The organism is Streptomyces roseifaciens (genome assembly GCF_001445655.1).
Classification (GTDB): Bacteria; Actinomycetota; Actinomycetes; order Streptomycetales; family Streptomycetaceae; genus Streptomyces; species Streptomyces aureoversilis.
Map to the genome: position 1 here is coordinate 68,221 of NZ_LNBE01000002.1, position 13,741 is coordinate 81,961.

Consider the following 13,741-nt stretch of genomic DNA (forward strand, 5'->3'; position numbering starts at 1 on the left):
TGTGCCATCCAAGTCGTCGCGGCCGGGCCGGCACGATGGCACCGGCCGCCCGATCATCCACAGGATGGAAGGCGCGCCGAAGTCGTACGGGTGAACGGTTCCTTAACCCAGGGCCGCAGCGGACGACGGATGCAGACGGAGCGTCAGGCCTGCCCCGTCTCGAAGCGGGTGACCTTCCCGCCGTCGACGGTGAAGTACCACTTGGTGCGCATCTCGCCCCAGGTGTTGTTGCGGTAGCGGGCGACGAGGGCCAGGCCGTCGTCGCTCTGGGACTCGACGTCCATGTGGCCGTCGGACGTGAAGATCTCGCTGTCGGCCCACTGGGTGAGGTTCCGGTCGGTGCCGTCGTCGGCCATCGTCGCGCCCGGTGCGAGGGACTCGTGGAAGGCGGTGCGGTCGCCCGCGTTGAGGGCGCTCACCAGCGTCCGTACGGCGGGTTCGGAGAGCTGTTCGACGGGGATCACGGGGCGGCTCCTTTCGGGGGTGTGTCCAGGACAGGACAGCACTCCCGCAGGGCCCGCGCGCGCCGGCCCGCCCGGATGGCGGAAGGGCCCAAGTCGCCCGCCGACGGCCGGAAACGGCCCCGCTATGACCGCGCTACGACCGCGACAGCCGCCGCGACAGGCCCTTCTTGCGCCACGCCACGACCACCGCCGCCAGACCGGTCACCGCGATGAACGCCGTCGCGCCGAGGAAGGCGGGCGACGTCGGCGCCGTGGCGTGGCTGCCCGCGATCACGTAGGCGGCCGTGGCGGGCGCGCTGCCCAGGGCGGTCGCCAGCAGGAACGGGGTCCAGCGCATGCGGGAGACGGCGGCGCAGTAGTTCGCGGCGGCGAAGGGCACGCCGGGGAAGAGCCGGACCGCCATCATCGACCGGAAGGCGTGCCGGCTCAGCTGCCGGTCCGCGGCCTTCAGCCACCGGCCGCGCAGCAGCGGCCGCAGCGCGTCCTGCCCCAGCAGCCGGCCCAGCCCGAAGGACGCGGCCGAGCCCAGCACCGTGCCCACCACCGCGGCCGCCGTCCCCGTGGGGGCGCCGAAGAGCGCTCCGGCGGCGATGTTCAGGATCGGGCGCGGCACGAACGCCGCGGTGCACAGCCCGTACGCCACGGAGAACAGCACCACCGCCGCACCGCCCGACAGCTCCGGCCAGCCCTCGGCGAGCATCCGCTCCGGGCGCAGCGCGAGCACCGTGGCCGCGGCGGCGGCCAGCAGCGCCACGAGCAGGCCCAGGCGGAACCACGAGGACAGCCGGGCATGCGGGCGGAGCTCGGCGGGGCCGGGGGAGGGCGGGGCGGCTTCGGGCATCGCTGGAGCCTAACCGACAGGGATATAAAGAGGTCGTCATCCCGGAAAGACGGGGCGGCGCCAGAACACTCCTTCCTCGTACGTTCACTCGAACGCCTTCCGTGCGCCCACCGGCCGTGGCCGGGGAAAACCGTTCGACGCCCCGCACACCGTGCGCGAGCATCGAGCGCATGAACCGGCCAGCATCCGGCCATCCGCGCCACAAACCGCACGTCAACATCGCCACCCTCGGCCCCGCCGGCCACGGCAAGACGACGCTCACCGCCGCCGTCACCCACGTCCTCGGCACCCGCACCCGGGCCCTCGCCGACCCGCCCGCCGGCCTCGGCCGCGGCCCGGAGGAGCGCGCGCCCCGCGCCACCGTCGCCTGCGTCCACGTCGCCTACGAGACCGGCACCCGCCACTACGCCCACACCGACCCGCCCGGCCGGCCCCGCTTCACCAAGAACCTGCTCGCGGGCACGGCCCGGCTCGACGGCGCCGTCCTCGTCGTCTCCGCCGTCGACGGGCCCGCGGCGCAGGCCTCCGGGGACCTGCTGCTCGCCCGCCGGGCGGGCGTGCGCCACCTCGTCGTCGCCCTCACCAAGGCGGACGCGGCCGGGCCGGAGCTCACCGACCTGGTCGAGCAGGACGTGCGCGCCCTGCTCACCGCCCACGGCTACGACGGCGAGCACACCGCCTTCGTCCGCGTCTCGGCGCTGCGCGCGCTGCAGGGCGACCCGCGCTGGACCGCCACGATCGAGGCGCTCCTCGACGCCGTCGACACCTACGTGCCGACGCCCCTGCGCTACACGGACGCGCCCTTCCTGCTCTCCGTCGACAAGGTCCTCACCCTGCCCGCGCGCGGCACAGCCGTCACCGGCGTCATCGAGCGCGGCACCGTCCGGTTCCGCGACCACGTCCAGCTCCTGGGGCACGAGGGCCCCCACGACACCCACGTCACCGGGCTGGAGGCCTTCGGCCGTCCGCTGCCGGACGCCCGGGCGGGAGACCGCGTCTCCCTGCTGCTGCGCGGGCTGCACCGCCAGCACGCGCACCGGGGCGACACCGTCGCGGCGCCCGGCAGCGTCGTGCCGCGGCGCCGCTTCACCGCGGACGTGCGCCTGCTGCGGGCGGACGAGGGCGGCCGGCACACCCCCCTGTTCTCCGGATACCGGCCGCAGTTCCACCTCCGCACGGCCGACGTGCCCGGCACCGTGATCCTCGGCGGGCCCGGCGTCGCGCTGCCCGGCGAGACCGTCACCATGTCGGTCGTCCTCGACCGGGACGTGCCCCTGGAGGCCGGCCTCGCCGTCGTCATCCGCGAAGGAGGCCGGACGGTCGGCACCGGAACGGTCTCCCCCGCGATGCCGTGAACGCACAATAGGGGAGTGGAAGAACCGATACCCGTCACGCGGGACGTGGACTGGGGCACCGCCAAGCTGATGCCCGACGTGGACCGGCAGCGGGCCTGGCTGCTCACGGTGAACGGCGCGCCCCAGTCGTACGTCGACCTGGACGACCCCACCCACCTCGAATTCGAGTACGCCCAGCGGATCGCCCATGTCCTCGACGCCGCCGCGGAGCCGCACCGGGCCCTCGACGTGCTGCACCTCGGCGGCGGGGCGCTGACCCTGCCCCGCTACGTCGCCGCCACCCGCCCGGGCTCGCGGCAGCGCGTCGTCGAGGCCGACCGCGGCCTGCTCGCGATGGTCGCCGAGCACCTGCCGCTGCGGCCCGGCTCGGGCGTCGAGATGATCGCCGGTGACGCGCGCAGCGAGCTGGAGGCCGCCGCGGACGCCTCGGCCGACGTGATCGTCGCCGACGTCTTCGGCGGCTCGCGGGTGCCGGCCCACCTCACCTCGCTCGCCTACGCGCGCGCCGCCGCCCGGGTGCTGCGGCCGCACGGCCGCTACGCGGCGAACCTCGCCGACGGCGCGCCCTTCACCTTCCTGCGCTCACAGGTGGCCACGTTCCGGGCCGTCTTCGCCCACGTGTGCCTGATCGCGGAACCGTCGATGCTGCGCGGCCGGCGCTTCGGCAACGCGGTCCTCGTCGCCTCGCACACCGAACTCCCGGTCGCCGCACTCGCCCGCCGCGCCGCGGGGGACGCCTTCCCGGCCCGGGTCGAGCACGGGGAGGCGCTGGAGCGGTTCGCGGCCGGCGCGCAGCCGGTCGACGACGCGGACGCCGTGGGGTCCCCCGAGCCGCCGGGCGGGGCGTTCAGCGTGGGCTGACGCGGGTGCCTGCGGGTGCCTGCGGGTGCCCGCGGGTGCCGCGGTCCCGCGGGGCCGGGGAGACCCTCGGTGATCAGGAGCTCTTGAGGGGCCTGAGGGAGCTCATGATCTTCTTGATGACGTCGTCGGGCACCTCGTCCTCGGTGCCCGTGGCGCTGTAGAGGCACCACGTGGCCAGGTCGCCGTTGACGTCCTTGTACGTCACGGTCACGGACTTGGCGCTGGTGGCGCAGTGGTGCTTCTTCGCGACTCCCGTGACCGTCGCCGAGGCGGAGGTGCCGGTCAGGCCGTGGTCGCTCTTGAACTCCTTGCCCTTGGAGTAGTTGAACTTGCCGGTCTTCTTCTGGTCGAAGCCCCAGAAGAGCCAGTTCAGCGCCTCGTTCTCGGCGGCGTCGGCCTCGCTCTTGGCGCCCTGGGCACCCTTGGTGCCGGCGGAGACCGGGGTGGCGTTCTTCTCGCACCGGTCCTCGTTGAACTGGGCCGTTCCGGTCATGCTGATGCCCTTGCCATTGGGCGGGAAGGACTTGTCGTCCTCGTCCTGGAAGCCGATGCTCGTTCCCGGAGAAGCGACCTTCCACTCCGGCGGCACGTCGAAGACGACGTGCCGCTTGCTGTTGGTGACGACCTTCCAGCCGTTGATCACGGGCTTGACCTCGACGTTCGCCCGCGGGTTGTCGGCGGGCTCCTCACTGGCGCCCTGGGACGGGGACGGCGCAGCCGACGACGAGGACGCCGAGGGCGCCGGCGTCGGGTCGTTCTTCGCCACGTTCTCCTTGTCGTCGTCCTTCAGGACGACGACACCGGTGATCACGGCGGCGGCCACGACGGCGATCGCCGCGGTGACCGCGATCACGGTGGTGCGCTTGCGGTTGTCCCGCGGCGGCTCCGGGGCCCCGGGCGGGGCCGGCGTGTGCCACTGCTGCCCGGCGGGCGGGGTGGGGTGCTGCGCGCCCGCGGGCTGCTGCTGGTACGGATTCGGCTGCTGGGCTCCCGGCTGCTGGTACGGGTTGGGCTGCGGGTAGCCCGGCTGGGCGCCGGACGGCGGCCCCGGCGGCGGCACCGGCGTCTTGTACGGATTCGAATCCTGCGGGTTCTGCTCGCCCCCGGGCGGCTGCTGTCCTGGCCACATGGCCGATAACCATAGAGGCAGAAGATGACCTCGGTGAGGGCACCCCTTCCCGCCGTTGCTACCGACTGGTAACTTTCGGGCATGTCTGAGACCACCCAGCCGTCGATCGGCGACATGCTCCTGGCCACCGTGCCCATGGCCAAGACGCTCAACCTCGTCTTCGAGGAGGCCAATGCCGAGCGCGCCGTCGTCCGCCTCCCCGACCAGCCCGACTACCACAACCACGTCGGGGGCCCGCACGCCGGCGCCATGTTCACCCTGGCCGAGTCCGCGAGCGGCGCGATCGTCCTGGCCGCGTTCGGCGACCAGCTCTCGCGCGCCGTGCCGCTGGCCGTCCGCGCCGAGATCGGCTACAAGAAGCTCGCGATGGGCCCCGTCACCGCCACCGCCGAGCTCGGCCGCCCGGCCGCCGAGGTCGTCGCCGAGCTGGACGCGGGCGGCCGGCCGGAGTTCCCCGTCCACATCGCGATCACCCGTGAGGGTGGCGACGTCACGGGCGAGATGACGGTCGTCTGGACGCTGCGGCCCAACGCGTAGCGGCTGCTGAGCCCGACTGCACGGCGAGAAGGCCCCACCCGGTTTACGGGTGGGGCCTTCGTCTGTTTGCGGCTTCGGTCATCGCTTCGTGGGAGCGGTGGCCGTTCGGTGGTCAGCCCTTACGGGGCTCGGTCACGAACTGGACCCGGTGAGGTCGGCGATCACCAGCACGTTGACGGTCGCGCGGAACTGGAAGGCCGGGTTCGTCTTCGCGACGGCTTCACGCGGGCGCATGTTGGCGTGCACGGTGACCGTGACCCTGCGGCGGCCCTTCGGTATCACCTCGAGCGCGACGGACTCGCCGCCGACTTCCCAGTCCTCCGTGCTGCCGTTCACGAAGCTCTCGAACTTGAACGACTGGAGCGCTGCCCGGACGACATAGCCGTCGTCGTCCTCCCGGATGGGGCTCGGGAATTCGATGTCGTACGAATCCGTCACCACATCCGAACTTGGGGAGATGCGGAACGGGAATTCATGGGACTTGAATGCCAGTGCCATGCCTTTGCCTCCGATGGAATTCGGGAAAGGTTGCCCGCTGCGCCGGTGATTTCGGCGAGGGGGGCTTGCGGGGTCATTGATAGCACGCCGGGAAGCGTGGCTGCCAGTTGATGTCGAGCGGGCGCCGAATTTTGGTCAGCGAGCCGTTTCGGTGACGATTCAACCGTATTGGCGGCATGTTTGAGCCGGTTCCCGCTCAGGACGTTTACAAGTGTTTATGTATGGTCGGGGCGCCCTTGACGCCGGGCCTGCCGCACCAGTATCCGGACTCGGTTTCTCTAGATCGTAAAGCTCGGGATCGGGCTGATCCGCTGGCTCGATGTGCGCGACATATACCGAAGCGGACGACTCCGTTTTGCATTTCTTTATCCGCCCGTCGGTAATCTCTTCCTCGGCTCGAACGGACAAGTGAGAGGTGGGATCCATGCCCTTCGTCATTGCTCAGGGACTTCCTGTGCCGACGCGCCTGGCCCGCGGGCAGCAGGAGTTCTTCGCGATAGACCTCCGGCTGACGCCGGACAGTTCACCGATCAGCGGCCAGGAGGAAATGCTCTGGGTCGAGTTCCCGGAGGGGGTGACGTTCCCCGAGGGCGGAAAGGTTTACTACCACCCGCCGAAGAAGCCGCGGGAGGAGCTCCGGCAGCACCCTTACGACAAGGTGAGCCGGCGGCTGCAGTTCCTCCACTCCATCCATCTCGGGGACCACTCGGACGAGGCCGACGGCTACTACTCCGTCAATGTCCAGGTGCTGCCCGAAGCCCCCGAGGACCTGTTGTGGGGGCGGATGGGGATCGGTACCGCCACGGCGCCGCTGCGCATTCAGGTGGGCGCACCCGGGCCCACGCCCGAGCCGGAGAACCTGATGAGGAACGGTGGGTTCACCGACGTCCGGTTCAAGCCCGGCAAGGACTGGCAGGCCCTCGGAGGAGTCCTCTACGGGCGGGACGCCCGGCAGCTCGACGCCTGGACCGTCGGCCAGTACAAGGGCAGGGGGGTCTGGGAGGTCTCCAAGACCGGCGAGCCCGGCAGGCTCGTCGACCTGATCAACGGTGACGCCGACGGACACCTCCCGGCCGACGCCCAACCCCCCTTCGACAAGGGGGAGAACGTCGTCGACATCAACGGCGACAACACCTGCGGCTTCATCGAGCAGACCGTCCAGGTCACCCCCGGCGCCTCGTACGAGCTCGCCTTCCACACCGGCTACCACGTCCTGCCGAACCCCGAAGCCCCGTACCACCGGCCCACCTACCTGCGGGCGGAGGTGCGGTACGGGAAGCCGGGCGCCGAGACCGTCCTGGTCTGGGACGACTACGTCCAGTACTACACCGGCAAGGGCGCCGCGGCCTCCCACGACTCCGGCAAGAAGCTCAACGACCCCGGCTGGCGCGAGCGCCGGCTGCCCTTCCGGGTGCCCCAGGGCATCACCGCCGTGACCGTGCGGTTCGCCAACCCCGGACGGTCCGGCTTCGACAAGGAGCTCGACGCCAACCCCGACGGCAGCTCCGGCATGCTGCTCGCCCACGTCCGGCTCGGCGCCACCCCGTAGCCGCATGGCAGGGGCGGTGGCCCGCCGTCCATGAAGGCGGGCCACCGGCTCCCGCGCGCCCGCACGCCCTCGCACAAGGAGACGCCCCACCCATGAACAGCCCCCAGACGGCCGCACCCGCACCGGGCGAGGACTCCGCCCACGTCCCCTTACCCGGGACCGGCCCCACGCCGGTCGCCACCGCCTGCGACCTCGAACTCGTCATCCCCGCCTACAACGAGGAGCAGCGCCTGGCCCCCACGGTGCTCGCCCTCGCCGACCACTTGCGCGGCATGCCCCTGACCGCCGCGCTGCGTGTCGTCGACAACGGCAGCAGCGACCGGACGGCCGAATGCGTGGACCGGCTCGCCGCCTCCGGCATCCCCATCACCGTCACCGGGTGTTCCCGCCGTGGCAAAGGGGCCGCGGTGTCCCGGGGGATGGTCAGCACAAGTGCCCGCTGGGTCGGCTTCTGCGATGCCGACCTCGCCACCCCGGCCACTGCGATCGACGACGCGGTCGCCCTCCTGCGGGACGGCTGGCAGGTCGTCATCGGCTCGCGCCGCTGCACAGGTGCGCGCATCCCGGTCCGTCAGCCCGCCCTGCGGCGGCTCGGCGGGGCCGGGTTCCGGCTGGCGACGCGGCGGTTCTCGGGGCCGGTCAAGGACACCCAGTGCGGGTTCAAGTTCTTCGAGGCGGGGGCCGCGCGGCGGGTCTTCGCCGACGTCACCACCACCGGCTTCGCCTTCGACCTGGAGGTCATCGCGCGGGCCCGGGCCCTCGGGCTGAGCCTGACCGAGTTCCCGGTCGTGTGGAGCGACCAGGAAGGCTCCAGTTTCCGTCCGTTCACCGACGGGCGCCGTGTGGCCGGGGAACTGTGGCGGCTGCACCGGACCATGCACCGGCTCCCGCCCCGGGTCGTGCACCACGCCCCCTCCGCCCCCTCCGCCCGTGCCATCGGGGAGGCGGGATGACCCCGACGGACTTACGGGCCGCCCTCCCCGCCACCCGGGACTGGCAGGGCCGTCACGTCGTCGTCTGCAACTGGCGCGACAGCCGCCACCCCCAGGCGGGCGGTGCCGAGCTGTACTGCGAGGAAGTCGCACGCCGGCTCCATGACGCGGGCGTACGCGTCACCTACCTGACCTCCCGTCCCCGGGGCACGGCCCGCCGTGAGGACACCGGTTTCGGCAGCGTCGTGCGCGGTGGCGGCCGGTTCACCGTCTACGCGTTCGTCCTGCTGTGGCTGCTGTGCCACCGCCGCTCCGTGGCCGGGGTGATCGACTCGCAGAACGGCATCCCCTTCTTCACCCCGCTGGCGCTCCGCCGCCGCACTCCCGTCGCCCTGCTCATCCACCACGTCCACCAAGGGCAGTTCGCCCTGTGGTTCCCGCGCCCGGTCGCCGGCCTCGGCCGCTGGCTGGAGGGGCGGGGCAGCGGCCTGGTGTACGGGCGGCGCGCGGTGTGCGCCGTATCGCCCTCCACCCGGGCGGAGATCCGCCGGTGGCTCGCCGTGCGCGGCCCGGTCCACTTCGCGCCCGCCGGCCTCGATGCGGTGCCAACCGCGGGCTACCCCCGGAAGCGGGCCGCTGCACCGCGCATCGTCTGCGTCGGCAGGCTCGTCACGCAGAAGCGCGTCGACCGGCTCGTCCGCGCCATGCCCGAGCTCCGCCGCGAACTGCCGGACGCGGAACTGCACGTCGTCGGCGACGGCGAGGCACGCGATCAGCTGCGCGTGCTCGTGGACGAGCTCGGCGTCGGCCACTGCGTCACCCTGCACGGCCGCGTGCCGCAGGAGGAGCGGGACGCCCTCGTCGACTCCGCGTGGATCACCGCCACCGCCTCCCTCGCCGAGGGCTGGGGCCTGTCGGTGATGGAGGCTGCGGCGGCCGGGGTGCCGGCGCTCGCCTACGACGTCCCGGGGTTACGCGACACGATCCGCCACGACGTCACCGGCTGGCTGTTGGGCCCTGACGACGATCTCGCCTCCGGCCTCGCCAAGGCCCTGCGCGCCGTCGAGTCGCCGCAGGACGCCGCTCGCTGGGAGGCCGAGTGCCGGGAGTGGGCGGCCAGGTTCAGCTGGACGGCCACCGCCTCCCACCTGCTCGCGGCGCTCACCGCCGAGGACGGCCGGCTGCGCCGCACCGGCCGGGGGAGGCCCGCCGAGCGGCGCACCGTCACCGACGCCTGCACCCTCGTCAGCGCCCCGGCCGACGTCCTCGAACGCGCCGATCTCGCCGCCCTGCGCGCGACCGACCTCATCGACCTCACCGGCCCCCGCCCCGGACTGCTCCTGCTCGGTGCCGACGAACGGGACGCCGAGACCGTCCTGGCCCGCATCGGCGTCGACACCGGCGACGAGCGGGTGTCCGTCCGCCTCGCCCGGCACAGCGACATCCTCGGCTGGCAGGCCCACCCCCCTGCCCGGGCGCGGCGGCATGACACGGGCCGCCGCCGCGCCGCCACCCGGGCCGCCGGCCCCGGCGCCCTCATCGCCCTCTTCGCCCTCGCACTCGCCCTGCGGCTGGCCTTCACCGGCCGTTCCTACGACGTCTTCGTCGACGAGCTCTACTACACCGCCATCAGCCGGCACCTCGCCGACGGCCAGGGACCCGTCTTCGACGGCCGGTTCTTCGCTCTCCACCCGCCCGCCCTCTTCGCGCTGCTGGCCGCCTTCATGCGCCTCACCGGCCAGGCGTCCGGCGACCTGCTGCACCAGGTGCTGGACCTGCGGCCGGTCGTCGCCGTCACCGGCGCGCTGACCGTCGCCGCCGTCACCGCGCTGCTGCGCCGCGCCGTCCGGACCCCGCCGGCCCTGCTCGCCGGGCTGCTCCTCGCACTGGACCCGTTCCTGAACCGCTTCGACAGCCGCGTCATGCTGGAGGCCCAGGCCACGGCCGCCGCCGCGCTCGGCATGCTGGTGCTCGCCCGCACCCCGGTCACCCCACGCCGCCGGGCCGCCGCCGGCGTGGGCGCGGGGCTGCTGTTCGCGCTCGCCGTGACCACCAAGGAGCCCTACGCGCTGGGCACGTTCCTGCCCGTGACCGTCCTGGGCCTGGCGGCCCGCGGCGAGGTCCGGCGGATGCGGCTGACGGCCGCCGCCGTCACCGCTGCCGGCTACGCGGTGTACGTCGTGACGACGGCTGCCACGGGCAACTGGGCGGCCTGGTGGGCGCAGAAGACCGACGGCATCGCCCGCGCCCTCGGCATCAAGCAGATCAGCGGCTTCAACAGCGGTGACGGCTCGGTCGCGTTCACCGACCGGCTGCTCGTCCAGCTCGGCCAGTTCGCCGTCCCCTACGCGCTGATCGCCCTCGGCACCGCCGCCACCGCGTGGCTGCTGTGGTCCCGCGCACGGCGCCCCGGGATGTTCGCCGACAGCCCGGGGCGGAGCCTGATCACGGCATGGGCGGCGTGCACGCTGCTGCACCTGCTCTACGCCATGGCGCTGGGCACCCTCGAGGAGCAGATGTTCTACCCGCTGGTCGTCACCAGCACGGCCGCCCTCGCCCTCGCGGCCGACGTCCTCCTCCGGGACAGGGCCACGGCGGCCAGGGCGCTCGTCGTGCTCACCGGGCTCGCCCTCGCACTCAACGCCGTCGTCTGGGCGCGCGTCCACACCCGCCACGACGACGCCCTCCGGCGGACCCTGGCCTGGTCCCGTGCGCACCTGCCCGAGGGCAGCGTCGTCGCGGCCACCGACGAGGGCGCGTCCTTCGTCCTGCCCGGCGCCCGGCTCGCCGACTGGCGGACCACGGCCGACCTCAGGCGCGACCGCGTCGACTACCTCGTGCTGTCCACCGAGCTGGTGCAGCAGGGGTACGCGCGGATCGGCCGCGAGCTTCCCGGCGTGCTGGAGCGCGAGGCCCGGCTCGTCCACAGCGAGCGCGGGACGACCGTCGGGGCGCTGCGAGTGTACGACGTACGGGCGCTGGTCGCCGGCTCCGGAAAGGCGGGCTGACGATGGTGACGACGACCGCCGCTCCCGCAGCGACCCCGGCACAGGAGAACCCGGAGAAGGGCACGATCCACGGGGCCCTGCCCCTCGCGCTCTCCGCCGTGCTCGTCGGCATCGGCAACTACGGGCTCTCCCTGTTCCTCGTCCACCGTCTGCCCGCGCCCGACTTCACCGTCTACGCCGCCGTCTCCTCGGTCCTGCTCAGCGTGGGCACCCTCGCCGGCGCCACTGTGCCCTGGGTCTTGGCCCGCGAGGTCGCCGCCAGTGCCCCGGGCAGCGCACGGCTGCGCATGTCGGCGCGCACCTGCCTGTGGCTGGCGCTCGGCCTGGCCTTCCTGACCGCCGCCGCGTCGTGCGGGGCCGTCGCCTCGTACGCCGGGCCGGGCCCGCTCGCCGGGCTGGCGGCGGCGTGCCTGATGCTCTGGCTCAACTCGGTGGGGGCCGGTTATCTGCAGGGCCGCGAGCGCTTCGCCGGGCTGGCCGCGCTGCGGGTCGCCGAGGTGGCCGTCCGTATCGCCGCCACCGTCGGGGCCGTCGCGGCCGGGTGGGGCAGCGCGGGCGCCATCGGCGCCTTCGCCGCCGGTGCGGGGGTCACGGCCGCCGCCGGGCTCGTCGCCCTGCGCGGGGAGCGGGCGGTGCGCGGGCAGGCCGGGACGGAGCCGGGCCACCGGGCTTCCGAAGTTCCGGGAGTTCCCGAAGGCCGTACGGAGTGGTGGCGGCGGGCCGCCGCCGTCGGCGGCATCCAGGTCCTCACGTGCGTGCTGTTCACGCTGGACGTGCTGGTCGCCGTGGCGGTGCGGGGCGGATCGGCCGACCTGGCGCCGTACCAGGCCCTGCTCGTCCTCGCCCGGGTCCCGCTCTTCCTGTCGGCCGCACTGGCCACCGTCGTCTTCCCCCGCCTGGCGTCGGGGCCGTCCCCCGCGGCGGGTGAGCGCTTCCGTACCGCGCTGCGGCTGCACTGGATCACCGGCGTCACCGTCACCGTCACCATCGCCACCTGTCCCGGCGCGCTGACCGGGCTCGTCCTGCCCCGGCAGTACACCGCCTCGGACGCGCTCCTGCTCCCGCTCGCCCTGGCCGGGTTCGCGGGCGCCACGACCGCCTTGGCGAGCGTGGTGTTCCAGGCCTGGGGCCCGGCCCGGCGGGTCGTCGTGCCGCTGGGTCTCGCCTGCCTGGCGGGAGGCGTCGGCTACGCGCTCACCGCCGCCCGCCCGCCGGCCCTGGCCTGGTGCTCGGCCGCCGTGACCTGCGCCGCCGCGGTGGTGACCGTGGGGCGCGCGCGGCGCCGGGTGCCGTGGCCTGCTGCGTGCTGCTCGCCCTGCGGCCGTACCCCGCGCTGTGGGCGCTCGCGGTGGCCGTGGTGCTGGGCGCTGCGGGCCTGTCGGTTCGCACCCATCCCCGCCGACCCGGCCCGTACCGCGTGCTCCACCTGGGCTTCGAGGACCCCCGGCGGCCCGGCGCCGGTGGCGGCTCGGTCCGTACGCACGAGGTCGACCGGCGGCTGGCCGCGCGCGGCGTCGAGGTGACCGTCGTCGTCGCGCCCTGGCCCGGCGCCACGGAGACCGTCCGCGACGGCGTCCGGTACGTACCCCTGCCCGCGCACCCGGGACCGCTGGCCCGCAGCCGCTTCGCCTCCCAGATCGCCTACTTCGCCGTCGTCGTCACCCGGCTGGGGCGGCTGACACGCCGGTACGACCCGGACGTCGTGGTGGAGGACTTCGCCGCCCCGTTCTCGTCCGTCTGCGTCCCGCACCTGACCCGCAGGCCGGTCGTCGGGCTGGTGCAGTGGCTCTTCGCGGCGGACAAGGCCCGCGAGTTCCACCTGCCGTTCGGCGCCGTCGAGCGGCGCGGGCTCGCCTCGCACACCACGCTGCTCGCGGTCAGCGACGACCTCGGCGCGGAGCTGGGCCGGCGCAACCCGGACGCGCACGTGGAGGTGATCCCCAACGGCGTCGACCGGGCCGCGTTCACCCGGCCGCGCGCCGAGCGGGGCGACCACGTGCTCTACCTCGGCCGCCTGGAGACGACGTCGAAGGGGCTGGATCTGCTGCTGCGCGCCTACGCGCTGGCAGCCCCGCACACCACGGCCGGCCTGCACATCGCCGGCGACGGCCCCCACGCCGGTGCCGCCCGCGCCCTGGCCGCCGAGCTGGGCATCGCCGACCGCGTCCGGTGGCTGGGCCGCGTCGACGGCCCGGCCCGGTTCGACCTGCTGGCCTCGGCCCGCCTGGCCTGCGTGCCCAGCCGCCACGAGACCTTCGGCATGGTCGCTGCCGAGGCCCTGGCCACCGGCACCCCCGTGCTGGCCTTCGACATCCCCCGCCTGCGCGACCTGGTCACCGACGACGTGGGCGTACGCGTCCCGCCCGGCGACCTCCACGCCTACGCGGCCGCCCTGGCCGCGCTCACCCGCGACCCGGCCCGCTGCGCGGCGCTGGGCGCGAAGGGGCCGCCGACGGTGGCCCACCTGGACTGGGACCGGATCGCCGCCGCGCAGCTCGCGGCCTACCACCGGGTGACCCCGGGCGTCCGGCTCCTGCACGAGGCACCCGTCGCCGACGGGTGACCGC

The 13,741-nt window shown here is 73.8% G+C and carries 12 protein-coding genes; 8 read left to right on the plus strand and 4 right to left on the minus strand.

From position 1 onward, the window contains the following. Positions 1-143 precede the first annotated feature (143 nt). Complete coding sequence (locus AS857_RS02160) at positions 144-464, minus strand: hypothetical protein (protein WP_058041384.1); 321 nt, start codon at positions 462-464, stop codon at positions 144-146. A gap of 133 nt (positions 465-597) precedes the next feature. After that, positions 598-1,305: a TVP38/TMEM64 family protein gene (locus AS857_RS02165; RefSeq protein ID WP_058041385.1), complete on the minus strand. Its 708-nt coding sequence runs from the start codon at positions 1,303-1,305 to the stop codon at positions 598-600. Between the two features lie 170 nt (positions 1,306-1,475). Here AS857_RS02165 and AS857_RS02170 point away from each other — a divergent pair, with 170 nt between their 5' ends. Next, a complete protein-coding gene (locus tag AS857_RS02170; RefSeq protein WP_058041386.1) occupies positions 1,476-2,660 on the plus strand; it encodes a GTP-binding protein in 1,185 nt (394 codons plus the stop codon). A 15-nt stretch (positions 2,661-2,675) separates the two neighbouring features. Further along, positions 2,676-3,521 carry a spermidine synthase gene (locus AS857_RS02175; RefSeq protein WP_245699553.1) on the plus strand — a complete coding sequence of 282 codons (846 nt, stop codon included), beginning with the start codon at positions 2,676-2,678 and terminating at the stop codon, positions 3,519-3,521. 73 nt (positions 3,522-3,594) lie between these two features. On the opposite strand, the gene AS857_RS02180 is transcribed toward AS857_RS02175, so the two are convergent. Continuing rightward, positions 3,595-4,650 (minus strand): DUF8017 domain-containing protein, encoded by a 1,056-nt coding sequence (locus AS857_RS02180; protein ID WP_058041387.1) that lies wholly within the window; start codon positions 4,648-4,650, stop codon positions 3,595-3,597. Between the two features lie 81 nt (positions 4,651-4,731). Here AS857_RS02180 and AS857_RS02185 point away from each other — a divergent pair, with 81 nt between their 5' ends. Then, the gene (locus AS857_RS02185; protein WP_058041388.1) at positions 4,732-5,187 is read left to right on the plus strand and encodes a DUF4442 domain-containing protein; all 456 of its coding nucleotides are present in this window, start codon (positions 4,732-4,734) and stop codon (positions 5,185-5,187) included. A gap of 132 nt (positions 5,188-5,319) precedes the next feature. On the opposite strand, the gene AS857_RS02190 is transcribed toward AS857_RS02185, so the two are convergent. Next, positions 5,320-5,685: a hypothetical protein gene (locus AS857_RS02190; RefSeq protein ID WP_144440696.1), complete on the minus strand. Its 366-nt coding sequence runs from the start codon at positions 5,683-5,685 to the stop codon at positions 5,320-5,322. A gap of 424 nt (positions 5,686-6,109) precedes the next feature. Between AS857_RS02190 and AS857_RS02195 the strand changes: the two genes are divergently transcribed. The 5 genes from AS857_RS02195 to AS857_RS02215 all read left to right on the plus strand — a co-directional run bounded on the left by AS857_RS02195 (position 6,110) and on the right by AS857_RS02215 (position 13,737). Continuing rightward, on the plus strand, positions 6,110-7,234 hold the full coding sequence (locus AS857_RS02195) for a hypothetical protein (protein ID WP_144440697.1): 1,125 nt from the start codon (positions 6,110-6,112) through the stop codon (positions 7,232-7,234). Positions 7,235-7,326: 92 nt separating this feature from the next. Continuing rightward, the gene (locus AS857_RS02200; RefSeq protein ID WP_079110000.1) at positions 7,327-8,187 is read left to right on the plus strand and encodes a glycosyltransferase; all 861 of its coding nucleotides are present in this window, start codon (positions 7,327-7,329) and stop codon (positions 8,185-8,187) included. Further along, complete coding sequence (locus tag AS857_RS02205; RefSeq protein WP_058041391.1) at positions 8,184-11,174, plus strand: glycosyltransferase family 4 protein; 2,991 nt, start codon at positions 8,184-8,186, stop codon at positions 11,172-11,174. Before AS857_RS02200 ends, AS857_RS02205 begins: the two co-directional genes overlap by 4 nt. Positions 11,175-11,176: 2 nt before the next feature. Next, positions 11,177-12,697 (plus strand): lipopolysaccharide biosynthesis protein, encoded by a 1,521-nt coding sequence (locus AS857_RS39400; RefSeq protein ID WP_058041392.1) that lies wholly within the window; start codon positions 11,177-11,179, stop codon positions 12,695-12,697. After that, positions 12,592-13,737, plus strand: a complete 1,146-nt coding sequence (locus AS857_RS02215) for a glycosyltransferase family 4 protein (RefSeq protein ID WP_058041393.1) — start codon at positions 12,592-12,594, stop codon at positions 13,735-13,737. The genes AS857_RS39400 and AS857_RS02215 overlap by 106 nt, the downstream gene beginning before the upstream one ends. The last annotated feature ends 4 nt before the right edge of the window (positions 13,738-13,741 follow it).